27 protein-coding genes are annotated in these 26,942 nt (G+C 71.1%); 12 read left to right on the plus strand and 15 right to left on the minus strand.

Annotated features, from left to right (window positions below):
• Positions 1–49: 49 nt before the first annotated feature.
• From KBX63_RS12865 to KBX63_RS12880, 4 genes are all read right to left on the minus strand, one after another.
• Positions 50–1,996: an ABC transporter ATP-binding protein gene (locus KBX63_RS12865; RefSeq protein ID WP_374102219.1), complete on the minus strand. Its 1,947-nt coding sequence runs from the start codon at positions 1,994–1,996 to the stop codon at positions 50–52.
• A gap of 152 nt (positions 1,997–2,148) precedes the next feature.
• Positions 2,149–3,882 (minus strand): ABC transporter ATP-binding protein, encoded by a 1,734-nt coding sequence (locus tag KBX63_RS12870; protein ID WP_210911252.1) that lies wholly within the window; start codon positions 3,880–3,882, stop codon positions 2,149–2,151.
• Entirely contained in the window at positions 3,876–4,358 is a 483-nt protein-coding gene (locus tag KBX63_RS12875) for a MarR family winged helix-turn-helix transcriptional regulator (RefSeq protein WP_210911253.1), read from the minus strand. Before KBX63_RS12875 ends, KBX63_RS12870 begins: the two co-directional genes overlap by 7 nt.
• A 24-nt stretch (positions 4,359–4,382) precedes the next feature.
• Positions 4,383–4,829, minus strand: a complete 447-nt coding sequence (locus tag KBX63_RS12880; protein WP_210911254.1) for a DoxX family membrane protein — start codon at positions 4,827–4,829, stop codon at positions 4,383–4,385.
• Between the two features lie 81 nt (positions 4,830–4,910).
• On the opposite strand from KBX63_RS12880, the gene KBX63_RS12885 reads away from it, so the two are divergent.
• Positions 4,911–5,471: a TetR/AcrR family transcriptional regulator gene (locus KBX63_RS12885; RefSeq protein WP_210911255.1), complete on the plus strand. Its 561-nt coding sequence runs from the start codon at positions 4,911–4,913 to the stop codon at positions 5,469–5,471.
• Between the two features lie 22 nt (positions 5,472–5,493).
• Here KBX63_RS12885 and KBX63_RS12890 read toward each other — a convergent pair whose 3' ends face one another.
• Positions 5,494–6,933 (minus strand): GuaB1 family IMP dehydrogenase-related protein, encoded by a 1,440-nt coding sequence (locus KBX63_RS12890; protein ID WP_210911256.1) that lies wholly within the window; start codon positions 6,931–6,933, stop codon positions 5,494–5,496.
• Positions 6,934–7,039: 106 nt separating this feature from the next.
• Positions 7,040–7,636, minus strand: a complete 597-nt coding sequence (locus KBX63_RS12895; protein WP_210911257.1) for a LysE family transporter — start codon at positions 7,634–7,636, stop codon at positions 7,040–7,042.
• Between the two features lie 69 nt (positions 7,637–7,705).
• On the opposite strand from KBX63_RS12895, the gene KBX63_RS12900 reads away from it, so the two are divergent.
• The gene (locus KBX63_RS12900; RefSeq protein WP_210911258.1) at positions 7,706–8,599 is read left to right on the plus strand and encodes a LysR family transcriptional regulator ArgP; all 894 of its coding nucleotides are present in this window, start codon (positions 7,706–7,708) and stop codon (positions 8,597–8,599) included.
• 60 nt (positions 8,600–8,659) lie between these two features.
• Here the strand turns inward: KBX63_RS12900 and KBX63_RS12905 are convergent, their stop codons facing one another.
• A complete protein-coding gene (locus KBX63_RS12905) occupies positions 8,660–10,411 on the minus strand; it encodes a biotin carboxylase N-terminal domain-containing protein (protein WP_210911259.1) in 1,752 nt (583 codons plus the stop codon).
• A gap of 148 nt (positions 10,412–10,559) precedes the next feature.
• Between KBX63_RS12905 and KBX63_RS12910 the strand changes: the two genes are divergently transcribed.
• The 3 genes from KBX63_RS12910 (at position 10,560) to KBX63_RS12920 (ending at position 13,025) form a co-directional block, all read left to right on the plus strand.
• Positions 10,560–11,171: a PadR family transcriptional regulator gene (locus KBX63_RS12910; RefSeq protein WP_210911493.1), complete on the plus strand. Its 612-nt coding sequence runs from the start codon at positions 10,560–10,562 to the stop codon at positions 11,169–11,171.
• 121 nt (positions 11,172–11,292) lie between these two features.
• A complete protein-coding gene (locus KBX63_RS12915) occupies positions 11,293–12,252 on the plus strand; it encodes an ATP-binding cassette domain-containing protein (protein WP_210911260.1) in 960 nt (319 codons plus the stop codon).
• A 17-nt stretch (positions 12,253–12,269) separates the two neighbouring features.
• Positions 12,270–13,025 (plus strand): ABC transporter permease, encoded by a 756-nt coding sequence (locus tag KBX63_RS12920; RefSeq protein WP_210911261.1) that lies wholly within the window; start codon positions 12,270–12,272, stop codon positions 13,023–13,025.
• 114 nt (positions 13,026–13,139) lie between these two features.
• On the opposite strand, the gene KBX63_RS12925 is transcribed toward KBX63_RS12920, so the two are convergent.
• The 3 genes from KBX63_RS12925 to KBX63_RS12935 all read right to left on the minus strand — a co-directional run bounded on the left by KBX63_RS12925 (position 13,140) and on the right by KBX63_RS12935 (position 15,805).
• Positions 13,140–13,793 carry an O-methyltransferase gene (locus KBX63_RS12925; RefSeq protein WP_210911262.1) on the minus strand — a complete coding sequence of 218 codons (654 nt, stop codon included), beginning with the start codon at positions 13,791–13,793 and terminating at the stop codon, positions 13,140–13,142.
• On the minus strand, positions 13,790–14,458 hold the full coding sequence (locus KBX63_RS12930) for a nucleoside triphosphate pyrophosphatase (protein WP_210911263.1): 669 nt from the start codon (positions 14,456–14,458) through the stop codon (positions 13,790–13,792). Before KBX63_RS12930 ends, KBX63_RS12925 begins: the two co-directional genes overlap by 4 nt.
• 252 nt (positions 14,459–14,710) lie before the next feature.
• Positions 14,711–15,805, minus strand: a complete 1,095-nt coding sequence (locus KBX63_RS12935) for a S8 family serine peptidase (RefSeq protein WP_210911494.1) — start codon at positions 15,803–15,805, stop codon at positions 14,711–14,713.
• Between the two features lie 918 nt (positions 15,806–16,723).
• Between KBX63_RS12935 and KBX63_RS36410 the strand changes: the two genes are divergently transcribed.
• Positions 16,724–16,933: a hypothetical protein gene (locus KBX63_RS36410; RefSeq protein ID WP_210911264.1), complete on the plus strand. Its 210-nt coding sequence runs from the start codon at positions 16,724–16,726 to the stop codon at positions 16,931–16,933.
• A gap of 292 nt (positions 16,934–17,225) precedes the next feature.
• On the opposite strand, the gene KBX63_RS12945 is transcribed toward KBX63_RS36410, so the two are convergent.
• Positions 17,226–17,684, minus strand: coding sequence for a hypothetical protein (locus KBX63_RS12945; RefSeq protein ID WP_210911265.1), 459 nt, complete (start codon positions 17,682–17,684; stop codon positions 17,226–17,228).
• 88 nt (positions 17,685–17,772) lie between these two features.
• Complete coding sequence (locus KBX63_RS12950; RefSeq protein WP_210911266.1) at positions 17,773–17,985, minus strand: acyl-CoA carboxylase subunit epsilon; 213 nt, start codon at positions 17,983–17,985, stop codon at positions 17,773–17,775.
• A 90-nt stretch (positions 17,986–18,075) separates the two neighbouring features.
• On the opposite strand from KBX63_RS12950, the gene KBX63_RS12955 reads away from it, so the two are divergent.
• Complete coding sequence (locus KBX63_RS12955; RefSeq protein WP_210911267.1) at positions 18,076–20,064, plus strand: serine/threonine-protein kinase; 1,989 nt, start codon at positions 18,076–18,078, stop codon at positions 20,062–20,064.
• A 77-nt stretch (positions 20,065–20,141) separates the two neighbouring features.
• Complete coding sequence (locus tag KBX63_RS12960; RefSeq protein WP_210911268.1) at positions 20,142–20,420, plus strand: hypothetical protein; 279 nt, start codon at positions 20,142–20,144, stop codon at positions 20,418–20,420.
• Positions 20,421–20,482: 62 nt separating this feature from the next.
• On the opposite strand, the gene KBX63_RS12965 is transcribed toward KBX63_RS12960, so the two are convergent.
• Together KBX63_RS12965 and KBX63_RS12970 are read right to left on the minus strand one after the other, a co-directional pair.
• The gene (locus KBX63_RS12965) at positions 20,483–21,238 is read right to left on the minus strand and encodes a GH25 family lysozyme (protein WP_210911269.1); all 756 of its coding nucleotides are present in this window, start codon (positions 21,236–21,238) and stop codon (positions 20,483–20,485) included.
• A gap of 127 nt (positions 21,239–21,365) precedes the next feature.
• Positions 21,366–21,917: a Uma2 family endonuclease gene (locus tag KBX63_RS12970; RefSeq protein ID WP_210911270.1), complete on the minus strand. Its 552-nt coding sequence runs from the start codon at positions 21,915–21,917 to the stop codon at positions 21,366–21,368.
• 101 nt (positions 21,918–22,018) lie between these two features.
• Between KBX63_RS12970 and KBX63_RS12975 the strand changes: the two genes are divergently transcribed.
• From KBX63_RS12975 to KBX63_RS12990, 4 genes are all read left to right on the plus strand, one after another.
• Positions 22,019–22,762, plus strand: a complete 744-nt coding sequence (locus KBX63_RS12975) for a M50 family metallopeptidase (RefSeq protein WP_210911271.1) — start codon at positions 22,019–22,021, stop codon at positions 22,760–22,762.
• 69 nt (positions 22,763–22,831) lie between these two features.
• A complete protein-coding gene (locus KBX63_RS12980; RefSeq protein WP_210911272.1) occupies positions 22,832–23,839 on the plus strand; it encodes a ketopantoate reductase family protein in 1,008 nt (335 codons plus the stop codon).
• A gap of 62 nt (positions 23,840–23,901) precedes the next feature.
• On the plus strand, positions 23,902–24,402 hold the full coding sequence (locus tag KBX63_RS12985; RefSeq protein ID WP_210911273.1) for a SigE family RNA polymerase sigma factor: 501 nt from the start codon (positions 23,902–23,904) through the stop codon (positions 24,400–24,402).
• Positions 24,395–25,255, plus strand: coding sequence for a hypothetical protein (locus KBX63_RS12990; protein WP_210911274.1), 861 nt, complete (start codon positions 24,395–24,397; stop codon positions 25,253–25,255). Before KBX63_RS12985 ends, KBX63_RS12990 begins: the two co-directional genes overlap by 8 nt.
• Positions 25,256–25,349: 94 nt before the next feature.
• On the opposite strand, the gene KBX63_RS12995 is transcribed toward KBX63_RS12990, so the two are convergent.
• Positions 25,350–26,933, minus strand: a complete 1,584-nt coding sequence (locus tag KBX63_RS12995; RefSeq protein ID WP_210911275.1) for an acyl-CoA carboxylase subunit beta — start codon at positions 26,931–26,933, stop codon at positions 25,350–25,352.
• Positions 26,934–26,942 lie beyond the last annotated feature (9 nt).

The raw sequence follows: 26,942 nt of genomic DNA on the forward strand, positions 1-26,942 counted from the left end.
GATCTAGGGCGAAGCGCTGCCAGTCGATCTCCACGCACGACGATTCGCCCTAGATCGGCGCGGGCTGGGGGACGGCGGTGGCGGCCGGGTCGCCGGATTCGTCGTCGACCGCCGCGCCGGTGAACTGGGAGCGGTAGAGGTGGTGGTAGGGGCCGTGGGCGGCCAGCAGTTTCTCGTGGGTGCCCTGCTCGACGATGCGACCGTTCTCCATCATCAGGATCAGGTCGGCGTCGCGGATGGTGGAGAGCCGGTGCGCGATGACGAAGCTGGTCCGGTCCGAGCGCAGCGCGGCCATCGCGCGCTGGAGCAGCACCTCGGTGCGGGTGTCCACCGAGCTGGTCGCCTCGTCCAGGATCAGCAGGGACGGCTCGGCGAGGAACGCTCGGGCGATGGTGATGAGCTGCTTCTCGCCGGCGCTGACGTTGCTGCCCTCCTCGTCGATGACCGTGTCGTAGCCGTCCGGCAGGCTGCGCACGAACCGGTCGACGAAGGTGGCCCGGGCCGCGGCGAGGATCTCCTCCTCGGTCGCGTCCGGCCGGCCGTACGCGATGTTGTCCCGGATGGTGCCGCCGAAGAGCCAGGTGTCCTGGAGCACCATGCCGATCCGACCCCGCAGGTCGTCGCGGCGCATGGAGGTGATGTCCACCCCGTCCAGGTTGATCCGGCCGGCGTCCAGCTCGTAGAACCGCATGACCAGGTTGACCAGGGTGGTCTTGCCGGCGCCGGTCGGGCCGACGATGGCCACCGTGTGCCCTGGCTCGGCGACCAGCGACAGGTCGGCGATCAGCGGCTTGTCCGGCTCGTACCGGAACGAGACGTGCTCGAACTCGACGCGGCCGTGCGGGTCGGCGACCCGGGCCGGCTGGAGCGGGTCGGGGCTCTGCTCGTCGGCGTCGAGGACCGCGAAGACCCGCTCGGCCGAGGCCACTCCGGACTGGAGCAGGTTGGCCATCGAGGCGAGCTGGGTGAGCGGCTGGGTGAACTGGCGGGAGTACTGGATGAACGCCTGCACGTCGCCGAGGCTCATCGAGCCGGACGCCACCCGCAGCCCGCCGACCACCGCGATCGCCACGTAGCTGAGGTTTCCGATGAACATCATCGACGGCATGATGATCCCGGAGATGAACTGGGCGCCGAAGCTGGCCCGGAACAGCTCCTCGTTCTTGGCGTTGAACGCGGCCTCCACCTCACGCTGTCGGCCGAAGACCTTCACCAGCTCGTGGCCGGTGTACGCCTCCTCGATCTGGCCGTTCAGCTCGCCGGTGTGCTTCCACTGGGCGATGAACTGCTGCTGGGAGCGCTTGGCGATGCGCTGGGTGACCAGCACCGACAGCGGCACCGCGACCAGCGCCACCAGGGCCAGCAGCGGCGAGATCCAGAACATCACGGCCAGCACGCCGACCACGGTCAGCAGCGAGGTGAGCAGCTGGCTGAGCGTCTGCTGGAGGCTGGTCGAGATGTTGTCGATGTCGTTGGTGACCCGGCTGAGCAGCTCGCCGCGGGGCTGCCGGTCGAAGTACGGCAGCGGCAGCCGGTTGAGCTTCTCCTCCACCTCGGCGCGCAGCCGCAGCACGGTGCGCTGGACCACCCCGTTGAGCAGCCAGCCCTGCCACCACGACAGCACGCTCGCGGCCAGGTAGAGCCCGAGCGCCAGCAGCAGCACCCGGCTCAGGGCGTCGAAGTCGATGCCCACGCCGGGCACCACGTCCATCCGGGCCAGCATGTCGGCGAAGCTGTCGTTGCCGCTGGCCCGGGCCGCCGCGATGGCCTGCTCGGAGGTGGTGCCCGCCGACAGTTGCCGGCCGATCACCCCGTTGAAGATCAGGTCGGTGGCGTGACCGAGGATCTTGGGCCCGGCCACGCTGAACCCGACGCTCACCACGGCAAGGGCGATGATCGCGGCCAGGTGCAGCCGGTGCGGGCGCAGCCGGCCGAGCAGGCGCCGGGCGGACGGTCCGAAGGTCATCGACCGCTCGGCGGGCATCCCGGCACCCATCCACGCCGGGCCGCCGCCCTGACGTCCGGGTGGCAGCCGCTTCGGCGTCCGCGCGTCGCCGCCGGGCTGCTGCGTGTCGTCCCCCGGCGTCCGCTCGTCGCCGGCCGGCTTCTGCGTGGGTACGGCCGCGGTCCGCGGCTCGTCGGGCTCGCTCATGCCGGCACCTCCGCGGTCTGCTGGGAGGCCACGATCTCGGCGTACGTCGGGCAGCTCTCCAGCAGTTCCTCGTGTCGTCCCACTCCGACGACCCCCCCGTCCTCAAGCACGATGATCTGGTCGGCGTCGATGATCGTGGAGACCCGCTGGGCCACGATCACCACTGCGGACTGCGCGGTGACCGGACGCAGCGCCGCCCGCAGCCGCGCGTCGGTGCCGAGGTCGAGCGCGGAGAACGAGTCGTCGAAGAGGTAGATCTCCGGCTGCCGGACCAGGGCCCGGGCGATGGCCAGGCGTTGCCGCTGCCCGCCGGAGACGGTGCTGCCACCCTGGGCGATCGGAGCGTCCAGCCCGCCGGGCATCTGGGCCACGAAGTCCCGGGCCTGGGCGATCTCCAGTGCCGTCCACAGCTCGTCGTCGGTGGCGTCCGGGTTGCCGTAGCGCAGGTTGCTGGCGACCGTGCCGGTGAACAGGTACGGCCGCTGCGGCACCAGGCCGATGCGCCGCCACAGCTCGTCGGGCGCCAGCTCCCGCACGTCCACCCCGTCGACCAGCACCGCGCCGGCGGTGACGTCGACCAGGCGGGGAATGAGCGACAGCAGGGTGGTCTTGCCCGCGCCGGTGCTGCCGATGATCGCTGTGGTGGTGCCGGGGGTGGCCCGGAAGGAGACGTCCCGCAACACCGGCTCGACCGCCCCCGGGTACTGGAAGCGCACCCCGCGCAGTTCCAGCTCGGCCCTGGTGGGCAGCTCGGCGACCGGCTGGGCGGCGGGAACCACCGAGGAGTCGGTGTCCAGCACCTCGACGATCCGCTCGGCGCAGACCGCGGCCCGGGGCACCATCATCAGCATGAAGGTGGCCATCATGACGGCCATCAGGATCTGCATCAGGTACTGGAGGAAGGCGGTGAGCGCGCCGACCTGGATCGCGCCGGCGTCCACCCGCTGCGCCCCGAACCAGAGCACCGCCACGCTGGAGACGTTCAGCACCAGCATGACCACCGGGAAGATCAGTGCCAGCAGCCGGCCGGTACGCAGCGCGGTGGCCGTCAGGTCGGCGTTGGCGACGGCGAAGCGATCCGTCTCGTACGGCTCGCGGACGAAGGCGCGGACGACGCGGATGCCGGTGATCTGCTCGCGCAGCACCCGGTTGACCGTGTCGATCCGGGTCTGCATCAGCCGGAAGCCCGGCACCATCCGGCGGATGATCATGCTGAGCGCGACGGCCAGCACGGGCACGCTGACCAGCATCAGCCAGGAGAGCCCGAGATCCTCCCGGAGCGCCATCACCACACCGCCCACGCTCATGATCGGCGCGGCGACCAGCATGGTGCAGCTCATCAGCACGAGCATCTGCACCTGCTGCACGTCGTTCGTGTTGCGGGTGATCAGCGACGGCGCGCCGAACCGGGCCACCTCGCGGGCGGAGAAGCGGTTGACGTGCCCGAACAGGGTCGCGCGCACGTCCCGGCCGAAGCCCATCGCGATCCGCGCGCCCAGGTACACCGCGGCGATCGAACAGATGATCTGGATCAGGCTGACCAGCAGCATCCAGCCGCCGATGCGCACGATGTAGTCGGTGTCGCCCCGGGCCACGCCCCGGTCGATGATGTCGGCGTTGAGGCTGGGCAGGTAGAGCGACGCCATGGTGCCCACGAACTGGAGCAGCACCACCGCCGTCAACGGTCGCTGGTAGGCGCGCAACTGGTTGCGCAGCAGTCGGATCAGCACGCCGGGTCCTTCGCTTCGGTGCGGCGTCCGGTCATCCGTGGGTCGTCCCCGCTGCCGATGACCTCGAGCAGGAACTCCCGGATCACCTGGGCCTTCGCCGGGTCGGCGTCGACCGAGGTGAGCGGGCGTCCGGAGTGCATCAGCGTGGTGAGGGCCGCCACCCGCTCCCGCCCGGCGGGGGTGATGGCGAGCCGGACGCTGCGTCGGTCGCGGTCGTCGCGCTGCCGCTCGACCAGCCCCTCGCGGGCCAGTGTGTCCACGATGCCGGTCAGGGTGGCCGGGCGCACGAAGCCCCGCTCGGCGACTTCGCGGTGGGGCAGCTCGCCGTGCCGGGCGAGCGTCATCAGGGTCACCATGCCGGCCTGGGTGAGGCCGTGCTCCTCGGCGAGGTAGCGGTTCCACCGCTGCCCGACGAGGTGCCCGGCCACCACCAGCAGCCGGCCGAGCGGCACATCCTGGAGAGTGACGAGTTCCACGACAGCAGATTAGCCCCCTGATAGTCAGGGGCCAAACGAAATGACGGCCGCGGCGGCTACGAACACGATCTGCAGAGCGGTGCGCTGGACGAGTGGAGTGACCGGTCGCCCGGCCAGGGCCAGCTTCCGGCGGGCAGCCGAGACGTTGGCCGGGAACATCGCGAGCATCAGCAGACCGAGCCCGATGGCGGCCGGACGGGCGGTCGCCGGGACCAGCAGGCCGACCGCGCCGACCAGCTCCAGCGCGCCGGTGACGGTGACCAGCAGGTCCGGCCGGGGCAGGCCGGGCGGGACCATCGCGATCAGGTCGGTGCGGCGTTGGCCGACGAAGTGCGCCACGGCGGTCAGCGTGAACATCAGGGCCAGTCCGACCCGTAGGGCGGGGTGCCAGCCGTCCAGCGCGGCGACGCCTGCGAAGCCGGTCAACCGGGCCAGTGCGGTGCCGACCAGCAGGGCGATCAGGGGTGCCATCGGAATCCTCCTCGTGAACTTGCCACTGGCAAGATTGCCTCGGTGGGTGTCATCTTGTCAATGGCAAGATAGGATTCGGGCATGACCGGAACGCGCGCCTACCACCACGGCGACCTGCGCAACGCCCTGCTCGCCGCCGCGCTGGAGGCGATCGAGGAGGTCGGGCCGGCCGCGCTGAGCCTGCGCGACCTGGCCCGCCGAGCCGGCGTCTCGCACGCCGCGCCCGCCCACCACTTCGGCGACAAGGCGGGTCTGCTCACCACCCTGGCAGCCCAGGGCTTCGACCTGTTGGCGCAGGCGCTGACCGCGGCGGGCGACGACCTGCTGGCCGCCGGTGTCGCGTACGTCGACTTCGCCGTCCGGCGCCGCGCGCACTTCGAGGTGATGTTCCGGCCCGAGCTCTACCGGGCCGACGACGCCGAGCTGGTGAACGCGCAGGGGAGGGCCAGGGCCGCGCTGCGGGCCGGGGTGGCCACGCTGCCCACCCGTGGTGCGCCCGCCGACGCCGACCGGGACGCGCTCGCGGCCTGGTCGATCGCGCACGGCTTCGCGACCCTCTGGCTCGCGGGCGCACTGCCGGAACGGGTCGGTGACGAGCCGCGAGAGGCCGCCCGCGCCGTGCTGCGCCGACTGGTCACCTGACGGAGTCGATCACCCCCACGGCTCACCAGCTGGTGGGTAGCGGCATGCCCTCGGTGAAGCCGGCGGCGCTCTGCACGCCGACGACGGCCCGCTCGTGGAACTGCGTCAGGTCCCGCGCGCCGGCATAGGTGAAGGCGCTGCGAACCCCGGCGATGATCTCGTCGATCAGGTCCTCGACGCCGGGCCGGGCCGGGTCCAGGTACATCCGGGCCGAGGAGATGCCCTCCTCGAACACCGCCTTACGGGCCCGGTCGTACGGGCTGTCGTCGGCGGTACGGGCGCTGACCGCGCGCGCCGAAGCCATCCCGAAGCTCTCCTTGTACCGCCGGCCGTCCGCGTCGGTGTACAGGTCGCCGGGGGACTCGTAGGTGCCGGCGAACCACGAACCGATCATCACGTTCGAGGCGCCAGCGGCGAGCGCGAGCGCCACGTCACGGGGGTGCCGCACGCCGCCGTCGGCCCAGACGTGCCGGCCGAGCTCGCGGGCCGCCGCCGAGCAGTCGAGCACGGCGGAGAACTGTGGCCGGCCCACACCGGTCATCATCCGGGTGGTGCACATCGCCCCCGGGCCGACGCCGACCTTGATGATGTCGGCGCCCGCCTCGACCAGGTCGCGTACCCCCTCGGCGGTCACCACGTTGCCGGCCGCCACCGGCACCCCCGGGTCCAGCTTGCGGACCGCCTGCAGCGCGGAGATCATCCGCGCCTGGTGGCCGTGCGCGGTGTCCACGACCAGCGTGTCCACCCCCGCCTCCAGCAGCGCGGCGGCCTTGCCGGTGACGTCCCCGTTGATCCCGACCGCGGCCGCGATGCGCAGCCGACCCCGGTCGTCCACCGCCGGCGTGTAGAGGGTGGCCCGCAGGGCGCCCTGCCGGGTCAGCACCCCGACCAGTCGGCCGTCGGCGTCCACCACCGGGGCGAGCCGCCGCCGGCCCGCGGAGAGCAGGTCGAAGCCGGTACGCGGGTCCGCGTCCGCCGGGACGGTGTGCAGCTCGGTGGACATCACGTGCCGCAACTGGGCGAACCGGTCCACGCCCATGGTGTCCGCCTCGGTGACCACGCCCAGCGGGCGGCCGGCCTCGTCGACCACGATCACCGCGCCGTGCGAGCGCTTCGGCAGCAGGTGGATGGCGTCACCCACGGTCTCGGTCGGGCCCAGGGTGATGGGCGTGTCGTAGACCAGGTGCCGCTGCTTGACCCAGGCGACGACGTTCGCCACCACCTCGATCGGGATGTCCTGCGGGATCACCGCGATCGCGCCCCGCCGGGCCACCGTCTCGGCCATCCGCCGGCCGGCGACAGCGGTCATGTTCGACACCACCAACGGGATGGTGGTGCCGGTGCCGTCGCCGGTGGAGAGGTCGACATCGAGCCGGGAACCGAGGTCGGAGCGGGCCGGCGCCATGAAGACGTCGGTGTAGGTCAGGTCGTGCGCGGGGACCGCGCCGTGAAGGAACTGCACCCGGCCATCATTCCCGCTCGTGCGCCGTACCGCCGCTGGTGGTCACGTAAAACACTCCCGCCGGCGTTCGCCTGATCCCAGGAGGTGTCACCTGTCCCGGGAGTGGTCAGCCCAACAGGAGCGCCGCGGCGAGCCCGGCCATCACGATGGCGATGACCGCGTCCAGGACCCGCCAGGCGGCGGCACGGGCGAGCAGCGGCGCGAGGCGCTGCGCACCGGCGCCGAGCGCGGTGAACCAGACCACGCTGGCCAGGGCGGCCGCGGCGCCGAAGACCCAGCGGTGCGGGTGCTGCTGTGCCACCCCGCCGAGGAGCAGCACGGTGTCCAGGTAGACGTGCGGGTTCAGGTAGGTGAAGGCGGCGCAGGCGAGCAGGGTGGCCCGCAGGGTGGTCGGCGGCCGCTCGGTGGGCAACAGGGCGCCGGGACGCAGGGCGCGGCGGGCGGCGAGCGCCGCGTAGCAGAGCAGGAACGTCGCGCCGCCCCAGCGGATCGCCGTCAGCACGCCCGGGCGGCCCGTCACCAGCGTGCCGACCCCGGCGACGCCCGCCGTGATGAGCAGGGCGTCCGACGCGGCGCAGGTGAGCACCACGGGCACGACGTGTTCGCGGCGCAGGCCCTGGCGCAGGACGAACGCGTTCTGAGCGCCGATGGCGACGATGAGGGCGATGGAGATCGAGAAGCCGGCGATGGCGGAGGTGAGCACGGATCGACGCTAGGGCCGGGCGCTAACACCAGTCCAACTAAACATTCTCACCTAGCTTAAGCTCTGCTGATGGAAGGTCTCGACTCGGCGCAGCTGCGGACGCTCGACGCGGTGGTCGCGGAGGGCAGCTTCGAGGCGGCGGCCCGGCTGCTGCACGTCACACCGTCGGCGGTGAGCCAGCGGATCAAGGCTTTGGAGGAGACCGTCGGCCAGGTGCTGGTCCGCCGGACCCGACCGTGCGTGGCGACCGAGGCTGGCCGCCCGCTGCTGCGCCTGGCCGGCCAGCTCACGCTGCTCGAACGGGAGGCGCTGGCCGACGCCCGCGGCCCGCTGGCCGGCGGAGGCCGCGTCCGGGTCGCCGTGGTGGTCAACGCGGACTCGCTGGCCACCTGGTTCCCCGCAGCCCTGGCCCGACTGCCGCAGCGGAACGGCCTCTCCTTCGACCTGCGGCAGGACGATCAGGACCACACCGCGGAACTGCTCCGGGACGGTTCGGTGACGGCGGCGGTGACCGCCCAACGGGAGGCCGTGCAGGGCTGCCGGGTGCTGCGGCTCGGCGCCATGCGCTACCGCGCGCTGGCCACGCCGGAGTTCGCCGCGTCCCACTTCGTCGGCGGGTTCACCCCTTCCGCGCTGGCGGTCGCGCCGCTGGTCGTCTTCGACCGGAAGGACCGGGTGCAGCACCGCTTCATCCGGGCGGTGGCGGGTCGCCCCCTCGACCCGCCGGTGCACTACGTGCCGTCGGTGCCGGCCTTCAGCGAGGCGATCCGGCTCGGGCTCGGCTGGAGCCTGGTGCCGGAACAGATCGCCGAGGCCGACCTGGCCGCCGGTCGCTGCGTCGACCTCGCGCCGGACCGGCACCTGGATGTCCCGCTCTACTGGCAGCACTGGCGACTGGAGTCGGACGTACTGAACGCCTTGACCGCCGCCGTCCGCGGAGTCGCCGCCGAGACCCTCCGCTGACGGCCGGCGCGTCGCGCCGACTGCCCGCCAGGCTGTTAGGGAGGGACCCTTCCCAACGGCTCAGGCGATGGTGCAGATCGCGGCACCAGCGGTGATCACGGCGCCGACCTCGGCGGAGAGTCCGCTGACCGTGCCGGTCTTGTGGGCGTGCAGCGGCTGCTCCATCTTCATCGCCTCCAGCACCACCACCAGGTCGCCCTCGACGACGGTGTCGCCGTCCGCCACGGCGATCTTGACGATCGTGCCCTGCATCGGCGAGGTGAGCGTGTCGCCACCGACCGGTGCGCCGGCCTTGGCCCCGCCACCGCGCCGGGTCGGCTTGCGGGAGGCGGGCGCGGCGGTGGTCGTACCCCCGCCGAAGCCGGCGGGGAGGCTGACCTCCAGCCGCTTGCCGCTCACCTCGACCACGACGGTCTCGCGTTCGGCCGATGCCTCGGCGGCGCCGGCGGCGGCGGCGAAGGGCGGCACGGTGTTGTGGAACTCGGTCTCGATCCACCGGGTGTGCACGGTGAACGGCTCGGCGGTGAACGCCTCGTCCCGTACCACCAGCCGGTGGAACGGCAGCGCGGTGGCCATCCCGTCGACCACCATCTCGTCCAGCGCGCGGCGGGCCCGCTCCAGCGCCTCGGTTCGCGTCTCACCGGTGATGATCACCTTGGCCAGCAGCGAGTCGAAGTTGCCGCCGATCACGTCACCGGCCGAGATGCCGGTGTCCACCCGGACACCGGGGCCGGTGGGCAGCCGCAGCGCGGTGACCGTGCCGGGGGCGGGCAGGAAGTTGCGGCCCGGGTCCTCGCCGTTGATCCGGAACTCGATGGAGTGCCCGCGCGGCGTGGGGTCCTCGGTGCTGCGCAGCTTCTCGCCGTCGGCGATCCGGAACTGCTCGCGGACCAGGTCGATGCCGGCGGTCTCCTCGGTCACCGGATGCTCGACCTGGAGCCGGGTGTTGACCTCCAGGAAGGAGATGGTGCCGTCCACGCCGACCAGGTACTCCACCGTGCCGGCGCCGTGGTAACCGGCCTCGCGGCAGATCGCCTTGGCACTGTCGTGGATCTGGGCCCGCTGGGCATCGCTGAGGAACGGCGCGGGGGCCTCCTCGACCAGCTTCTGGTGCCGCCGCTGCAACGAGCAGTCCCGGGTGCCCACCACGATCACGTTGCCGTGCTGGTCGGCGAGGACCTGCGCCTCGACGTGCCGCGGCTGGTCCAGGTAGCGCTCGACGAAGCACTCCCCCCGGCCGAACGCCGCGACCGCCTCCCGGGTGGCCGACTCGAACAGCTGGGGGATCTCCTCCATGGTCCGGGCCACCTTGAGCCCGCGTCCGCCGCCACCGAAGGCGGCCTTGATGGCGACCGGCAGACCGTGGTCGACGGCGAACGCCATCACCTCGTCCGGGCTGGCCACCGGGTCCGGGGTGCCGGGGACCAGCGGTGCGCCGGCGCGCTGCGCGATGTGCCGGGCGGTGACCTTGTCACCGAGGTCTCGGATCGCCTGCGGGGTGGGGCCGATCCAGGTCAGCCCGGCGTCGATGACCGCCTGGGCGAACTCGGCGTTCTCGGACAGGAAGCCGTAGCCGGGGTGCACGGCGTCGGCGCCGGCCCGCGCGGCCACGTCGAGCAGCTTGTCGATGCGCAGGTACGTCTCGGTCGCGCTGTCCCCGCCGAGCGCGTACGCCTCGTCGGCGAGCGTGGCGTGCAGGGCGTCGCGGTCGGAGTCCGCGTACACGGCGACACTGCCCAGGCCGGCGTCGCGGCAGGCGCGGATCACCCGGACGGCGATCTCGCCGCGGTTGGCGATAAGGACCTTGCGCACCTTCGTGGCTCCTCCCGGCAGGTTACTGACCGGGAGTGTATCGGCCACCCTGGTGGCCCTAACGATCGCTCAGTGTGGGATGCCGCACTGTGCCTGCCGCGTTCTAGTCAAACTTGCCTATTACGCTTGTCCGGTGTCTGCGACTCGGATGATGATTCTCGGTCTGGTGCGGTGGATGCAGCCCGTACACGGCTATGACGTGCGCCGCGAGCTGCTGAGCTGGAGCGCCGACAAGTGGGCCAACGTGCAGCCCGGGTCGATCTACCACGCGCTGCGCAAACTCACCGAGGAGGGCCTCCTCCGCGCCGTCGCCACCGAGCAGGTCGGCGCCCGTCCGGCGCGTACCACCTACGAGGTGACCCCGAAGGGCGAGGACGAGTTCGAGACGCTGCTGCGCGGCCTCTGGTGGAACTTCTCCGAGCCGGTGGACCCGTTCGCGGCGGCGTTCTCCTTCCTGCCCGCGATGCCACGTCCCGAGGCGGCGGCGGCCCTGCGCAACCGGGCCAACCTGCTGCGGGCCGGCATCGAGTCGATGCGCGCCTCGCTGGATTCGGACTGGGTGCGCAACACCAAGCCCGCGCACGTGGGGTGGATGTTCGAGCTCTGGTCGGCGCGGGCCGAGGCGGAGATGGCCTGGTGCGAGCGGATCGCCGAGAAAATCGATTCCGGAGTGTCGTACCTACCTGCTGAGCTGGAGAACGCCGAGGGCTGGCCGCAGTGGACGGACGGGGCCGAGCCGACCGCTCGCAACGCGGAATAATCAACGTTGACCATAAGAGTTATATCGCGTTAGCCTGCTGACGGCACAGCGGGGGAGTGCGCCGTTCGGCTCGTCCCCTTCGACGGCCGGCAGCGGCCGGCCCGGACGACCAGGAGCAGAGATGATCGAGACCAGGGGGCTGCGGAAGTCGTTCCGCTCCCGCGCGGGTCGAGAGACGAAGACGGTGGACGCCGTGCGGGGCGTCAACCTCGAGGTCGCCGAGGGCGAGATCTTCGGCTTCCTCGGCCCGAACGGCGCCGGCAAGACCACCACGCTGCGGATGCTCGCCACGCTGATCGAGCCGGACGGCGGCGAGGCCACGATCGCCGGCGCCGACCTGCGCAAGGATCCGGCCGAGGTGCGCCGCCGGATCGGCTACGTCCCCCAGGGCGGCAGCACGTGGGACGAGTCGACCGCCCGCGAGGAGCTGGTGCTGCACGCCCGGATGTACGGCATCGGCAAGGCCGACGCGCAGCGGCGCGCCGCCCGCGCGCTGGAGGCCTTCCAGCTCACCGAGTACGCCGACCGCAAGTGCAAGACCTACTCCGGCGGCCAGCGCCGGCGGGTGGAGATCGCGCTCGGCATCATCCACGAGCCGAAGATCGTCTTCCTGGACGAGCCGACCACCGGCCTCGACCCGCAGAGCCGCGCGCACATGTGGGACGAGATCCGCCGGCTGCGCCGGGACGGGATGACCGTCTTCATCACCACGCACTACCTGGACGAGGCTGACGCGCTCTGCGACCGGATCGCGATCATGGACAACGGCGAGGTGGTGGCCGAGGGCACTCCCACCGAGCTCAAGCGGGAGATCTCCGGTGACGTCGTGCTGGTCGGCCTCGACCTGGCCGCCACCCCGCAGGCCGCCCAGGCGCTCGACGGCGAGCCGTACGTCAACAAGCTGGAGACCGCCGACGAGGGCGGCCTGCGTCTCTACGTCGACGAGGGCGCCACGGCCATCCCGCAGGTCCTGCGCAGACTCGACCAGGCCGGGCTCGACCTGCGCTCGATCGAGCTGCACCGGCCCAGCCTGGACGACGTCTTCCTGACCAAGACCGGCCGCTCGCTGCGCGAGTCCTGACCACCCGGAGACGACTCATGAAATTCGCCCGTGACACCTGGCTGATCTTCCAGCGGCAGACCCAGCTGCTGCTGCGCAACCCGGTCTGGGTCTTCGTCGGCGTCTTCCAGCCGGTGATGTACCTGCTGCTCTTCGCCCCACTGCTCAAGCCGGCGCTGAACGCGCCCACCCAGGCCGCCGCCTACAAGATCTTCGTACCCGGTCTGCTGGTGCTGCTGGCCATCTTCGGCGGCCTGTTCCAGGGCTTCGGCCTGATCGCCGAGCTGCGCGCCGGGGTCATCGAACGCTCCCGGGTCACCCCGATCAGCCGGCTCGCCCTGCTGCTCGGTCGCTCGCTGCGCGACGTGGTCTCGCTCCTCGTGCAGGCGGTCATCATCACCCTGCTGGCGCTCCTGTTCGACCTGCGGGTGTTCATCGGGGACCTGCTGCTCGCGTACCTGATGCTCGCCCTGATCGCGCTGATGACCTCGGCCGTCTCGTACGGCGTCGCTCTCAAGGTCAAGAGCGAGGACGCGCTGGCCCCGCTGATGAACACGGTGGCGCAGCCGGTGCTGCTGCTCTCCGGCATCCTGCTGCCACTGACCTTCGCGCCCGGCTGGTTGCAGGCCATCGCCGACTGGAACCCGTTCTCCTGGGCGGTCGACGGCACCCGGGCGCTGTTCGCCGGTGACCTCGGCAGCGACAAGGTCTGGCAGGGCCTGACCATCACCGCGGTGCTCGCCGCGTTGGGTGTCGTCTGGGCCGCCCGCCAGTTCGCCCGCAGCGTGCGCTGACGCTCGCCGTCCGGCTTCGTCTGGCGGCCGCGCTTGATCAACACGAGTTCCTGAATATCGGGGTGTCCCTCGCACGAGGACACCCCGATATTCGGGTTCAGCGGTTGCCGGCGCTCAGCGCACCCGGGCCAGGGTCAGGCCGTCGGCGACCGGCAGCATCACCGGGTCCACGCGCACATCGGCCAGCACCTCGTCGTTGAAGGCGGCGATGGCCCGGTCGGCTTCGTTCTGCGGCGCGATCACCCGGCCGCCGCGCAGCACGTTGTCAACGGCGATCACCCCGCCGGGACGCATCCGGGGCACCAGCTCCGCCCAGTAGATCGGGTAGCCGGTCTTGTCCGCGTCGATGAACGCGAAGTCCAGGTACCGCTCGTGCGGCAGCTCCCGCAGCCGGTCCCCAGCCGGGCCGATACGCAGGTCGATCCGGTCCTGCACTCCGGCGCGAGCCCAGTAGCGCCGGGCGATGCCGGTGAACTCCTCGGAGATGTCGAAACAGGTCAGTCGCCCGCCCTCGGGCAACCCACGGGCGATCGCCAGCGACGAGAGCCCGGTGAACGTGCCCACCTCGACGACGTGCCGTGCGTTGAGCAACCGGGTGAGGAAGGTCAGGAGCGCGGCCTGTTCCGGAGCCACCTGCATCGTGGCGTGCTCCGGCAGCACCGACCGGGTCTCCTCGGCCAGGTCCCGGATGATCTCGTCCGGTGGGGCGCCGTGCGCGACCATGTACGCGTGCAGCTCGTCGGTGAGCGGGATCGATTTGGTGGTCATGACCGGACGTTACCGAGCGGCTCGACCGTCTGACCGCCGGGCGCGACCTTCGTCCACAGATCCGTGATCTGCAGGCCCAGCTCGGCGAGGAGGCGGCGCAGCAGCGGCATCGACAGCCCGACCACCGTCCCCGGGTCACCCTCGATCCGCTCGACGAACGGCCCGCCCAGCCCGTCGATGGTGAACGCGCCGGCCACCGCCAGCGGCTCACCGCTGGCCACGTAGGCGGCGATCTCGTCGTCGCTGATGTCGGCGAAGTGGACGGTGGTCGAAGCGACCGCCTCGGCGCGCCGCACGGCGACAACGTCGATCAGGCAATGCCCGCTGTGCAGGACGCCGCTGCGCCCCCGCATCCGCTGCCAGCGCCGGGTGGCGTCCGCCGGATCGGCCGGCTTGCCGAGGATCTCCCCGTCGAACGCGAGCACCGAGTCGCAGCCGATCACCAGCGTCCGCTGGTCGGTCGCCGGGCTCAGCCGGGTCAGCACGGCCTGTGCCTTGAGCCGAGCCAGCTCCAGGCACAACTCCTCGGCGCGATCGGTCACCACCAGGGACTCGTCCACCCCGCTGACCAGCACGTCCGGCTCGATGCCGGCGGCCTGGAGCAACTTGCGACGGGCGGGGCTCGCCGAGGCGAGCACGAGACGGAGCGGCAGGGATGCAGACACCCGACCGACGTTACCGGCTCACCACCCCCGCCACGACCATCCGACCCGCGCGCTCCCGGTCGGCGCTCTTGCGCGCATTGATCCACTCCACATCACCGACATCGCGCTATCCCACCCCCGCGGACACCCCCAGATCGCCGACCTCGAGTCGATCACCGCTTGATCGACTCGGGTTCCTTGACCTCGGGCTGTCCCAGCGCCGAGGATGCCGCGACACCACTGATCCCGGGTCGATCACGGGTCGTCGACCTGTCAGCGACTGATACGAGGTGGCGGACCGTCGTCGCGTCGCCTTCGCCGCACCACCAGCGCCCATCCGACGCCGGCGGCCACGAGCACACCGAGGGTGGCGAGCCCACCTACCGCCGCGCCGTCGTCGTCCGGCTGAGCGCCGGCCGTCGTGGTCGGGCCACCGCCGGCCGGCGCGCTCGCCGACTCGAACCCCAACGGGGGTACGTCCGCCGTCAGCGCTGCCACGAGGTCGATCACGCCATAGCCGTACTCGTCGTCGCGCCCGGGCGGACCCTTGTCGACGGCGGTGGCCGTCAGGCGGTGTGCCACCTCCTGAGCGGGCAGGTAGGGGTACTTGGACCTGATCAACGCCGCTGCCCCCGCCACGATCGCCGTCGCGCTCGAGGTCCCCGTGCCTTTCGAGTACTTTCCGTCGTAGCTGGTGCTGTAGATGTCGACCGCCGGCGCTACTACGTCGATTTCCGGTCCAGTCACCGAGACGACCGCATGCCTTCCTGCGCGGTCGACACCGCCGACAGCGATTACGCCAGTTTCGCTGGCCGGGTATCCAATGGTCTGGTCGCGAGGCAGATTGCCAGCACCAGCGACGATAACTATGTTTGCGTTGAGGGCGGCTCGGATCGCTTGGCGCAGTCTTGAACTACTTCCGCCGACAGAGGCAACACTTATCACATCCGCGCCGTTCGCTATTGCGTACTCTATTCCTTCCGCGAGATCGTTCGGCTCGCCATAGGCGTGTGGCGGGGAATCATATATTGGCAAAATTTTCGCTTCGGGCGCAATGCCTAGCGCGCCCAGTTCCCTACCCCGGCCATGAGCAGCAATCAAGCCAGCCATGGACGTCCCATGACTATCCCTGTCTCGTCGACCGTCGCCATTTCCGCCAGCGATGATGTCTGTTCCCGCGAGCAGGTTGCTGCGTAGATCGGGGTGCGGATCAACCCCAGTATCTGGTACAGCGACAACTACTCCCTTGCCGCGACTAATCTGCTGGGCCGTGGTCGCCTGAAGATAGCTGAGGTGCCACTGCTCTGCCCGAATCCGGGCGGCAGCATCAGCTGCTTGGCTAGGTTGTGTCGAGAAATTTGTTGGCATGGCTAACGCGATGAGTGTCAACAATGAAGTCAGGGGCACGGTGGTGCAAATAGTCACCGATTGAATCCAATGGCCGGGCCAGGGTCAATCGGGCCCTGCTCATCTCCTGGGCGGACAACGGGGTTCACCCCTTGGTCGGTTTCCCACGGATTATCCGGATCCCATCGGCCAGCTTGGTCGCCGTCTCGCTGGTGACGGCTTGGGCGTCCGGGAGGTAGGCCAGTGCCTGTATTGGCTCCCATGAAAGGTGCGCCGCCGATTGGAGTAATGCCTCCGTGGATGCCGCCAGGTGCGCGGCCGCCGCCCGGACGAGACCCAGCGCCCCCTGTAGGTCCTGTGCCAGCCCCACCGCCGCCGATCACACCTCCAATCGGATTGACCTTCCGGGGCGGAGTGGCCCCGGGGCCTGGTAAACCGAGCCCCGGTCCGGGCGGGCCGCCAATCAGTCCGCTAGGGGGCGTCAGGCGTGGCTGCGCCATCGGAGACGACGCCTGCGGCCGATTCATGCTGCCGCCCGGTGGCTGATTAGTTGAGATCGGCAGGCCTGCGGCGCGGGATGGGATCGACGGGCTGGGTGGCAGCCCAGGCCCTAGATGTGGGCCGGTCGACGTCGGTAGAGGCGTGTTCCCTGTGTTCACCGTGGCGGGGCTGTTCACTAGGCCAGTTCCTGCACTGCCTAGGACTGGTCCCACGCCTTGCGCTTGCGGCATGGGCACCGCGAGGTCGGCTTTTGCAGGTGGGGCCGCCACAGGCCTGCCGACCGTTGGCATCGGTACAGGGACGATCGGAGGGATAACCGGCGCTGTGGAGGTCGGGCCTAATGCGTCAGGATCCCCAGATTGAATCGGTGGCCGCAGCGCCGGTGGTTTTTGGAGGGTGGCTTGGGCTTGTTGGAGTTCACCGCTGAGGTTGAACATCATGCCCCGCGCCTGCGTGTTCAGCCGCTCCAGTTCGGCGTCGGTCACCGGTGATTCCGTGACCCGGCTGCCCATGACCGCTTTCGGGTCGGCGGCCGTCGCCTCGTACGCCTGCTTCTGCTGGAGCTTGGTGGCGTACTCCTCATGGACCTTGCGAAGTTCGGAGCGGGTGGTGCCGATGGCCTGGGTGGCGGCGGAGAGCGCGGTGTAGTTGGCGGCGGCGGCGTCGTGGGTGTGCCGCACCTTGTCGATCAGCTCATCGAGTTGAGCGAGGTACGTACGGGAGGCGGCGCTGGTCTCGGGCGGCCACGCCTCGGCGAGCCCGCGCCGGTACTCCTGGAGCCGGCCGAGGTGGATCTGGGCCAGGTCGCACACCTTGCGCCAGCCGGCGACCTGCTTCCAGTGGTTGGCGGTGTCGTGGTCCTGCAGGCACGCCCACATGCTGTTGACGTCCATCAGTTGCCAGTCGGTGACGCCGGAGGTGCGGCCGCTGCCCCGTTCGATCACGGCAGCACCACCGGCCTGTCCCCTTCGGGGCCGGTCGGGTCGGCCAGCATCGGCGTTGGGCCGCCGGGCAGGACGGTCCCCGGGTCGGCGAGTGCCCGCTGTACGTCCACCACGCGGGCGGCCGAGAAGGCGTCGGCGTCGGAGTACTGGGTGGCGACGCGGTCGGCGACGGCGGCCAGGTGGCCGGTGGCCCCTCGGACGGCGTACACCATGTCGGCGGTGGCCTGCTGCGTCTCGTGGTGTGCGTGCAGGAAGGTGACCAGCTCGATGAAGGCGTCGCAGGGGTTGGGCAGTTGGGCGGACATGTCGTCGGCGATGTACGACAGGTGTGGCGCGTAGTTGCGTTCGACCTCGGCGGCGAGCCGGTCGGCGAACTCCCGGAGCTGGCGGATGTCGGCCTCGATGCCGCCGTAGTTGCGCAGCCAGGGGGTTGGCCGGTCCTCTTCGGGGATCATCGATCCTCCCTACCCGTCACGGCACCGTTTCCCTGAGTGAGGTTAACGGCTGGGAGCGACGCTGGCAGCCCCCGTGCGGCGGGTCGGGTCAGCGGGGCAGGCCGGCGGAGCGCCATCCGCCCGGGCCGGCCGCGAGCGCCGCGCCGGCCGGTCGACCGCTGCGAGCCCAGGCGGACGTCGCCACCGGCGCGGGGGCGACGGCCGGGCGGGACCGGAGGACGATCGCACCCACCAGGGCGGCCAGTTCCTCGGCGGTGGGCACGCCGCGGACGACCCGGAACAGCGGCTCTTCGGCAGACATGACGCCAGGGTACGCGGCGCGAAGTTACAGGGAACGCAGAGTGGCGTGCCGGCGGTGTGACGATCAGCGGCTCCGGGTACCGTCTCACCGATGTCGAACGCGCTTCCCCAACTCGTCGCTGACCGATACCGGCTTCTGTCGCCGCTCGGCCAGGGCGGCATGGGTCGGGTGTGGAAGGCGCGCGACGAGGTGTTGCACCGGGACGTCGCCATCAAGGAGTTGGTGCCGCCGCCCGGCCTCACCGACGAGGAACGCCGCGAGATGCGGGAGCGTTCGCTGCGCGAGGCGCGGGCCATCGCCCGGCTCAACCACGTCAATGTTGTCCGCATCTTCGACGTGCTCCGCACCGATGGTGATCCATGGATCGTCATGGAGTACGTGGCGTCGAAGTCGTTGCAGGACACCCTCGCCGAGGACGGGCCGGTGTCGCCGGCCCGCACGGTCGAGATCGGCCTCGGCGTGCTGGGTGCCCTCAACGCCGCCCACAAGGCGGGCGTCATGCACCGCGACGTCAAGCCCGGCAACGTGCTGCTCGGCGACGACGGCCGGGTGGTGTTGACCGATTTTGGTCTCGCGACCATCCCGGGCGACCCGAACGTCACCCGCACCGGCATGGTGCTGGGTTCGCCGGCGTACATCTCGCCGGAGCGTGCCCGGGAGGGCACCGCCGGGCCGGAGGCCGACCTGTGGTCGCTGGGCGCGACGCTCTACGCGGCGGTGGAGGGCAAGTCGCCGTACGCTCGGCCGTCGGCGATCGCCACGCTGGCCGCGCTGGCCACCGAGCCGATGCCGCCGCCGAAGAACGCCGGCCCGCTCAAACCGGTGCTGAACGGCCTGCTGCGCAAGGACCCGAACGAGCGGATCAACGCCGAGGTGGCGGAGCGGCTGCTGCGTCGCGCCGGTGGCAAGCGGGCGCGCGGCATCTCGCTGCTGGATGGCGTACGCCGGCCTGGGCCGAACGGCCCGCGCGAGCCGCGCCCGCCGCTGGTGCCGGCACCGCGACCCGCCGAGGGGAGCGCCGACCGTCCGGTGTCGCCGCCGGCGCCGCGGACTCCGCCGGCCGCTGCGGCCGCGACCTCCGCGAGTGATGCCACGCCGACGGCCGTCGTTCCCTCCGCGCCGGACGCCGAGCCGACCGCGCCCGTGCCGGCCGAGCCGACGGCCACGATCGACCGCCCGGACACCGCCGACGCCGAGCCCACCGCGGGCGTCAGCGTCGGGGACGGCGCACCCGCCGACGATACGACGAACGCCGACGACGAGCCGACCGCGGTCGACGGTCCGCCGGTGGCGCCGGAACAGCGCAGGCCGTCGACCCCGACGTCGGTCATGCCCCCGGTCAGCCCGGCCGGGCGCGCGGCGGTGCCGCTGTCGGACGGTACGAAGCCGAACAACAGCCGGCGCAACCTGCTGATCGGGGCCGTGGTTGCCCTGCTGTTGATCGGCCTCGTGGTGATCGTGCCGTTGCTCACCAAGGGCGAGGGCGGCGGCGACAACAGCCCGCAGGCCGGCCCGACCGGGGGTGCCGCCACCTCGGCCCCGGCGCCGCAGACCTCCGCGCCGGACGTGCCCCCACCCACCAGCGGCGCTCCCAGCCCGACGGCGTCGGCCACGCCCTCGGTCGACCCGAACGCGCTGCCGGCCGGCTGGAAGCTGCACAAGGACCCGGCCGGCTTCTCCCTGCCGCTGCCCGACGGTTGGGTGCGCCGGCAGGTCGATGGCAGCACAATTCTGTTCGACCAGTCCAACGGGCCGGGTGAACTGCTCGTGCAGTGGACCAGCACGCCGAAGGACGACGCGGTCAAGGACTGGCAGGAGCAGGAGTCGGACCGCAAGAGTCGGGTCAACAACTACCAGTACCTCAGCATCAAGCCGTGCAACTTCTGGAAGACCTGCGGGGACTGGGAGTGGCTGGAGACCCGTGATGGCACCCGGATCCACGTCCGTAACCGTGGCTTCGTGACGGCCAGCAATCGCGGGTACGCCCTGCGGTGGGAGATCGCGGAGAAGGACTGGCAGGCCAACCTGCCGAACTTCGACCGGATCGCCAAGGGCTTCGTGCCCGACCGCACGGACTGAACGTCGGAGCGAAATCCATTCACATGACCTTGCGTCGTCCGGGGTATCTGACCTCCGACGACGGAAGGAGGTACGACATGGGTTACCGACGGAGGGATGCTCGGCCCCGGCTGGCACTGTGGATGCTGGTCGCGCTCGGCGACGCGGTCCTGCTGCTGGTCAGCGCGGGAATCTGGGCGCTCATCGCACTGCTCAGCGTCGTGACCATTGCCGTCTTTGGGGTGGCTGCCTGGCGGCTGACCCGGCGGAGTGCTCTGACCAGTAAGGACACTCCGGTGGTGGTGCCGGCGATGAGCCGACGCGGGCCTGACCCGTACCGGTGGCGTGGCGGCAGCCGGACCGATTGTCGACCGTGAGGTGACAGCCGATCCCGCTGCCGCCAACCGCCTCCCCAGGCGGATCGGGCGGACCGGGCCGGTCAGGCCGTGTTGTTGGCCAGCGCGATCAGCCGCGAGCGGTCGCCGTTCCAGTAGTTGCGGTCCACGCCGCCGCTGATCCCCGGGACCGAGCCGGTGCTGGTGTACTGCCAGAAGCTCCACACCGGCGCGCCGGCCGGCAGCGCGCCCGGCGTGCTCGACCAGCGGGCCAGCCAGAGCGGGTGGTTCGCCCACGGGCCGGTCCAGCTGCCGGTGCACTGGTTCCAGAAGCTCGTCGTGGTGTAGATGACCGCGTGGCGGCCGGTGCGGGAGCGGTAGGTGTTCAGGAAGTCCTGGACCCAGTTGCGCATCCCGGTCGTGCTGAGGCCGTAGCAGTAGCCGCCGGCGTACGGGTTGGCTTCCAGATCCAGCGCGGCGGGAAGGGTCCGGCTGTCCGCCGACCAGGCGCCGCCGTTGGAGGCCAGGTAGTTGGCCTGGGTCGAGCCGGCGGAGATGTTCGGCCGGGCGAAGTGGTACGCGCCGCGGATCACACCGGCGTTGTACGCGTTGACGTAGTTCGCGTTGAATCTCGGGTCCTTGTAGCTGGTGCCCTCGGTGGCCTTGATGAAGGCGAACTGGATGCCGGCGTTGCGCACGCTGGTCCAGTTGATGGTGCCCTGGTAGTGGGACACGTCGACGCCGGGCGTGGTGGCGGCGGCCGCCGGTCCGGCGGTCGCGACCAGGGTCGCCGCCGCGGTGGCGAGGAGGGTGAGGCCGGCCGCGAGCACGCGGCGCAGCGGTGATCTGGTACGGGCCATGGCTGCCTCCAAGGACGTCGGGCTATTGATGCCCATCTTTGGAGGTAACTGCCCTAGATCACAAGAGTTGTTGAAGAAACTTTCATCGACGGGTGTCGGTGGGACCTGGACATCGCGGTGGGACGGATCAGCGCAGAGCGGCGGGGTCGAGCTGCCAGCGGAACGGTTCCACGATGGTCAGCACCTCGCCGGGCTTGGCCACCTGGTCCTCGACGTAGTGCTCGCCGTCGAGCCGGAACAGCCGCAACGACTGACCGTCGCCGTCCTGTTCGACCAGCAGGTACCAGGGGATCCGCGCGATGGCGTAGAGCTGCATCTTGACCAGCCGGTCAGCGGCGGCGTTGCCTGGCGAGACGAGCTCGCAGACCAGGACCACCTCGGCGGCCTCCACCACGGTGCCCTCGTCGTCGGTGTCCGCGACGACCACGTCCGGGATGGCGATCCGGTCCACCCCGAGCCGCACGTTGACCGCCTCGAACACGAGAAGGTTATGCGGCCGTGCTGCTGGCCGCAGGCTGTCGACGAGATTCCACGACACCAACTGGTGTCGCTTGCTCGGGGCAGGGCTCACGATCAGGCTCCCGTCGAGCAGCTCGATCCGGTCCGGGGTCTCACCCAGGGCGAAGTAGTCGGCCTCGGTCCAGAGCCCGACGTGGTGCCCCAGGGGTTCCGCGCTCATCGGCGGCCACCTCCCGCTCCGCTCGCCACCCGATCAGTCTCACACGATACGAGGCGGTGGCCCGGGACCGACACCGAACGCCGCCGGTAGGCTCGCGCCCCATGATGTCGATCGACGGGCTGGGCGACCTGTGGGACACGCTGTTCGGCGCGCAGCCGGACCCGCCCCCGCTGCTGGTGCTGATCACCGCGGCCGTCGCGCTGGTGGTGGTCAGCACCCGACTGCCGTGGCGGATCGCCCGCAACGCCATCACCATCGCCCACGAGGGCGGGCACGCGCTGATCGCCCTGCTCACCGGCCGCAAGCTGCGCGGCATCCGGTTGCACTCGGACACCTCCGGGCTGACGCTCTCCGCCGGCCGGCCCACCGGGCCGGGCATGATCCTCACCCTGCTCGCCGGCTACATCGCCCCACCGCTGGTCGGGTTGGCCGGCGCCTGGCTGCTCGGCGGCAACCGGATCACCCTCCTGCTCTGGGTCGCGGTGGCGCTGCTGCTCGCCATGCTCGTGATGATCCGCAACGCCTTCGGCGTGGTGTCGCTGCTGGTCACCGGCGCCCTGGTGCTCGCCGTCTCGTGGTACGCCACCCCGCAGGTGCAGGCCGCGTTCGCGTACACCGGGGTGTGGTTCCTGCTGCTCGGCGGGGTGCGGCCAGTGGTGGAACTGCAACAGCTGCGCTCGCGCGGCCGGATGCCCGCCTCCGACGCCGACCAGCTCGCCGGGCTCACCCCGTTCCCGGCGTTCTTCTGGGTGTTCCTCTTCGCCCTGGTCAACCTGGCCGCGCTCGTCGCCGGCGCGCTGCTGCTCACCGGCCCGATCCTCACCGACGCCGGCCTGACCGTCTGAACGACCACGCCCACCGTGTGCCGAACGGCGACGAGCGCGACCATCTCGCCGGACGGGCAGAATGAGGCCATGCGATACGTGATCATCGGGGCGGGCGCGGTCGGCGGGACCATCGGGGTGCGGCTGGCCGAGGCCGGCCGGGACGTGACCCTGGTGGCCCGGGGCGCGCACCTGGACGCGATCCGCGATCGGGGCCTGACCCTGCGCCAGCCCGACGGCGAGATCACCGCCCGGCTCGCCGCCGTGGACGGCCCCGGTGACCGCCCGCTGCCGGCCGACACGGTGCTGATCCTCACCGTGAAGTCGCAGGACACCGCTGGCGCGCTGGCCGCCTGGGTGGACGCGCCGGTGGCCGGGGGTGGCACGGCGGGTGAGCGGCTGCCACTGGTCACCGCGCAGAACGGGGTGGCCAACGAGCGGGCCGCGCTGCGGCTCTTCGCCACGGTGCACCCGGTCTGCGTCTGGCTGCCGGCCACCCACCTGGACCCGGGCGTGGTGGTGGCCAACGGCTACCCGTACCCGGGAATGCTGCACGTCGGGCACTACCCGGCCGGCGCCGACGACACCGATCAGGCGATCGCCGACGACACCGATCAGGCGATCGCCGCCGACCTGACCGCCGCCGGGTTCGTCGCCCCGGTCCGGCCGGACGTGATGCGCTGGAAGTACGGCAAACTGCTCGCCAACCTCGGCAACGGCCTCCAGGCGCTGCTCGGCCGGGACATCCCGGACGCGCTGGCCGAGCGGGTACGCGCCGAGGGCGTCGCCGCGCTCGCCGCCGCACGCATCGCGCACACCTCGCCGGACGAGGAGCGAGCCGAACGCGGTGACCGGGTTCAGCAGCGCCCGGTCGCCGGCGAGGGCCGCTCCGGCGGTTCCACCTGGCAGAGCCTGGCCCGGGGCGCGGGCTCGACCGAGGTCGACCACCTCAACGGTGAGATCGTGCTGCTCGGCCGGCTGCACGGCGTACCGACGCCGGCCAACGTCGCCGTGCAGCGGGCCGTACGCCGGGCGGTCCGGGAGCGGATCGGAGCCGGCGCGTTCCCGCTCGCCGAGCTCGAGAAGATGATCGCCTGACCTGGGCAACCGATCACCCTGCCCGGCGCGTGTTTCCTGCGACCGACACGGGGAGGTAGCGGGTGCCGGACGTCGACGGGTTCGACGAGTTCTACCGCGGGAGCCGACAACGACTGCTCGGTTTCGTCTACGTGCTCACCGGCGACCGGGGCGAGGCGCAGGACGCCGTGCAGGAGGCGTACATCCGGGCGTGGCAGCGCTGGTCGACGGTCAGCGGGTACGACGACCCGGAGGCGTGGGTGCGGGTGGTGGCCAGCCGGATCGCGGTCAGCCGGTGGCGCAGCCTGCGCAGCCGCGCCCGCGCGTACCTGCGGCACGGGGCCACCGAGACGGTTCCCGGCCCGGGTACCGACACCGTCGAGGTGGTCGCCGCGCTGCGCCGGCTGCCCGAGGAGCAACGCGTCGCCATCGCCCTCTACTACCTGGTCGGCATGCCGGTCGCCGAGGTGGCGCGGGAGACCGCCGCCCCGGTCGGCACGGTCAAGGCCCGACTCTCCCGGGGGCGCGCTGCGCTCGCCGGGCTGCTCGCCGTCTCTGATCTGGAGGAGGCCACCGATGCGTGACGACCCGACCTTCGTCGAACACATCCAGCGGGAACTGCGCGACGTGCAATGGCCCGGCCCGGAGGAGATCCGCGCCCGGGCCCGTCGCCGCAGCCAGCGCAGGATCGTGGTGGCCACCGTCGTGCTGGCCCTCGCCGGGGTTTCCGCCGCGGCGGTCGCTGCGCCGAGGAAGTCTCCGCCGCCGGTTCCGCCGGCCGCCGCGCCCTCCGCCTCGCCGACCCGGCACGAGATCACCACCGACGCCCTGTTGCAGCCAGCCGACCTGCCGCAGCAGGTCGATGTGCAGCTCAGCCAATCGGGGCTGGGCGAGCCGGTCCTGCTGGACCACATGCTCGGCGCTTGCCGGACGAGTCAGGGGCGCTCGGCCGGCTGGCAGCATTCGATCCTGTCCCGCTCGCAGACCCTGGTGCCGAAGCGCGCTGCGGCAATCCTCACCCAGTCCGATGGTCTGGTCACGCAGGATGTCTACCGGCTGACTCCGGACGCGGCCATCCAGCTTCTCGCCACTCTGGACGACCTGGTTGCCCCGTGTGCCGAGTGGAACAGCATCGGCGGGTACAAGGTGGGGAGCGCAACGGGCACCGGGTCGGCGACGCACCGCTGGGCGGTGGTCCAGCGGGACTTCGCCGGCGACGGGGCTGCGCTGCTGCGGCACACCGGTTCGCAGCCCGTTGACCAGAAGACGGGCGAGCCCATCGGTGCGCCACCCCGGCCGACCACCACCGCCGTGGTCCGGGTGGGCGACCTGATCACCGTACTCAGTCTGGGACAGACCGGCACCGAGCTGGACCTGGGCCGCCTGACGGAGGTCGCCGCCAGGCGGATGTGCGCCGCCGCCAACCCCGCCTGCTGACCGCTGTTGATCCGCACAACATCAGGGTTGTTGCTGCCTCCCGTCGTTCGGAGGCAGCACTTTCCCCGAGGTTGTGCAGATCAAGGGAGCGAGATCAGAGCGGGATGTTGCCGTGCTTCTTGGGCGGCAGGGTCTCGCGCTTGGTGCGCAGGACGCGTAGCGCCCGGACGATCTGGGTGCGCGTCTCGTGCGGCGGGATGACCGAGTCGATGTACCCGCGCTCGGCCGCCACGTACGGGTTGGCCAGGGTGTCCTCGTACTCGGCGATCTTCTCGGCCCGGACCGCCGCCGGATCCTCGGCGCCGGCCAGCTCGGAGCGGTAGAGGATGTTCACCGCGCCCTGCGCGCCCATCACCGCGATCTGCGCGGTCGGCCAGGCGAAGTTCAGGTCCGCGCCGAGATGCTTGGAGCCCATCACGTCGTACGCTCCGCCGTACGCCTTGCGGGTGATCACGGTGACCTTGGGGACGGTCGCCTCGGCGTACGCGTAGATGAGCTTGGCGCCGCGGCGGATGATGCCGTCCCACTCCTGACCGGTGCCGGGCAGGAAGCCGGGCACGTCCACGAAGGTCAGCACCGGGATGTTGAACGCGTCGCAGGTGCGGACGAACCGGGCGGCCTTCTCCGAGGCGGCGATGTCCAGGGTGCCGGCGAAGTGCATCGGCTGGTTGGCCACCACGCCGACCGGGCGCCCCTCGACCCGGCCGTAGCCGACCACGATGTTCTGCGCGTAGAGCGGCTGAACCTCCAGGAACTCCCCGTCGTCGAGGACGTGCTCGATCACCCGGTGGATGTCGTACGGCTGGTTGGCCGAGTCCGGGATCAGCGTGTCGAGCTCCCGGTCCTCGTCGCTGATCGTCAGCTCGGCGGGAGCCTCGAAGACCACCGGCTCGTCGAGGTTGTTCGACGGCAGGTACGACAGCAGCGCCCTGACGTAGTCGACCGCGTCCTCCTCGTCGGTGGCGAGGTAGTGCGCGTTGCCGCTGCGGGAGTTGTGCGTACGGGCCCCGCCCAGCTCTTCCATGCCGACGTCCTCGCCGGTCACCGTCTTGATCACGTCCGGGCCGGTGATGAACATGTGCGAGGTCTGGTCGACCATCACGGTGAAGTCGGTGACCGCCGGGGAGTAGACCGCGCCGCCGGCGCAGGGACCCATCACCAGCGAGATCTGCGGGATGACGCCGGAGGCCCGGACGTTGCGGAAGAAGATCTCGCCGTAGAGGCCGAGCGAGACCACGCCCTCCTGGATGCGCGCCCCGCCGGAGTCGTTGATGCCGACCACCGGGCAGCCGATCTTCATGGCCAGGTCCATCACCTTGACGATCTTCTCGCCGAAGACCTCGCCGAGGGAGCCACCGAAGACCGTGAAGTCCTGGGCGAAGACGCAGACCTGCCGGCCGTCCACCGTGCCGTAGCCGGTGACCACGCCGTCGCCGTACGGGCGGTTCTTCTCCAGCCCGAACGCTGTGGACCGGTGCCGGGCCAGCTCGTCGAGCTCGACGAAGGAGCCCTCGTCGAGCAGCATCTCGATCCGCTCGCGGGCGGTCTTCTTGCCCCGCGCGTGCTGCTTCTCGACCGCGCGCGCCGATCCGGCGTGCACCGCCTCGTCGACCCGGCGCTCCAGGTCCGCCAGCTTGCCCGCGGTGCTGTGGATGTTGGTCCCGGTCTCGGTAGTCACCCAGGGAAT

This window comes from Micromonospora sp. U21, assembly GCF_018070045.1.
Taxonomy (GTDB): Bacteria; Actinomycetota; Actinomycetes; order Mycobacteriales; family Micromonosporaceae; genus Micromonospora.

Excerpts from the sequence above, each read along its gene's own strand:
- KBX63_RS36410 (WP_210911264.1), top strand. The coding sequence starts at position 16,724 with ATGCCCCGCGCCTGCGTGTTCAGCCGCTCCAGTTCGGCGTCGGTCACC.
- KBX63_RS12920 (WP_210911261.1), top strand. The coding sequence starts at position 12,270 with ATGAAATTCGCCCGTGACACCTGGCTGATCTTCCAGCGGCAGACCCAG.
- KBX63_RS12880 (WP_210911254.1), bottom strand. The coding sequence starts at position 4,829 with ATGGCACCCCTGATCGCCCTGCTGGTCGGCACCGCACTGGCCCGGTTG.
- KBX63_RS12960 (WP_210911268.1), top strand. The coding sequence starts at position 20,142 with ATGGGTTACCGACGGAGGGATGCTCGGCCCCGGCTGGCACTGTGGATG.
- KBX63_RS12900 (WP_210911258.1), top strand. The coding sequence starts at position 7,706 with ATGGAAGGTCTCGACTCGGCGCAGCTGCGGACGCTCGACGCGGTGGTC.
- KBX63_RS12980 (WP_210911272.1), top strand. The coding sequence starts at position 22,832 with ATGCGATACGTGATCATCGGGGCGGGCGCGGTCGGCGGGACCATCGGG.
- KBX63_RS12910 (WP_210911493.1), top strand. The coding sequence starts at position 10,560 with ATGATGATTCTCGGTCTGGTGCGGTGGATGCAGCCCGTACACGGCTAT.
- KBX63_RS12865 (WP_374102219.1), bottom strand. The coding sequence starts at position 1,996 with ATGGGTGCCGGGATGCCCGCCGAGCGGTCGATGACCTTCGGACCGTCC.
- KBX63_RS12885 (WP_210911255.1), top strand. The coding sequence starts at position 4,911 with ATGACCGGAACGCGCGCCTACCACCACGGCGACCTGCGCAACGCCCTG.
- KBX63_RS12970 (WP_210911270.1), bottom strand. The coding sequence starts at position 21,917 with ATGAGCGCGGAACCCCTGGGGCACCACGTCGGGCTCTGGACCGAGGCC.
- KBX63_RS12915 (WP_210911260.1), top strand. The coding sequence starts at position 11,293 with ATGATCGAGACCAGGGGGCTGCGGAAGTCGTTCCGCTCCCGCGCGGGT.
- KBX63_RS12975 (WP_210911271.1), top strand. The coding sequence starts at position 22,019 with ATGATGTCGATCGACGGGCTGGGCGACCTGTGGGACACGCTGTTCGGC.
- KBX63_RS12955 (WP_210911267.1), top strand. The coding sequence starts at position 18,076 with ATGTCGAACGCGCTTCCCCAACTCGTCGCTGACCGATACCGGCTTCTG.
- KBX63_RS12950 (WP_210911266.1), bottom strand. The coding sequence starts at position 17,985 with ATGTCTGCCGAAGAGCCGCTGTTCCGGGTCGTCCGCGGCGTGCCCACC.
- KBX63_RS12945 (WP_210911265.1), bottom strand. The coding sequence starts at position 17,684 with ATGATCCCCGAAGAGGACCGGCCAACCCCCTGGCTGCGCAACTACGGC.
- KBX63_RS12935 (WP_210911494.1), bottom strand. The coding sequence starts at position 15,805 with ATGCCAACAAATTTCTCGACACAACCTAGCCAAGCAGCTGATGCTGCC.
- KBX63_RS12965 (WP_210911269.1), bottom strand. The coding sequence starts at position 21,238 with ATGGCCCGTACCAGATCACCGCTGCGCCGCGTGCTCGCGGCCGGCCTC.
- KBX63_RS12925 (WP_210911262.1), bottom strand. The coding sequence starts at position 13,793 with ATGACCACCAAATCGATCCCGCTCACCGACGAGCTGCACGCGTACATG.
- KBX63_RS12990 (WP_210911274.1), top strand. The coding sequence starts at position 24,395 with ATGCGTGACGACCCGACCTTCGTCGAACACATCCAGCGGGAACTGCGC.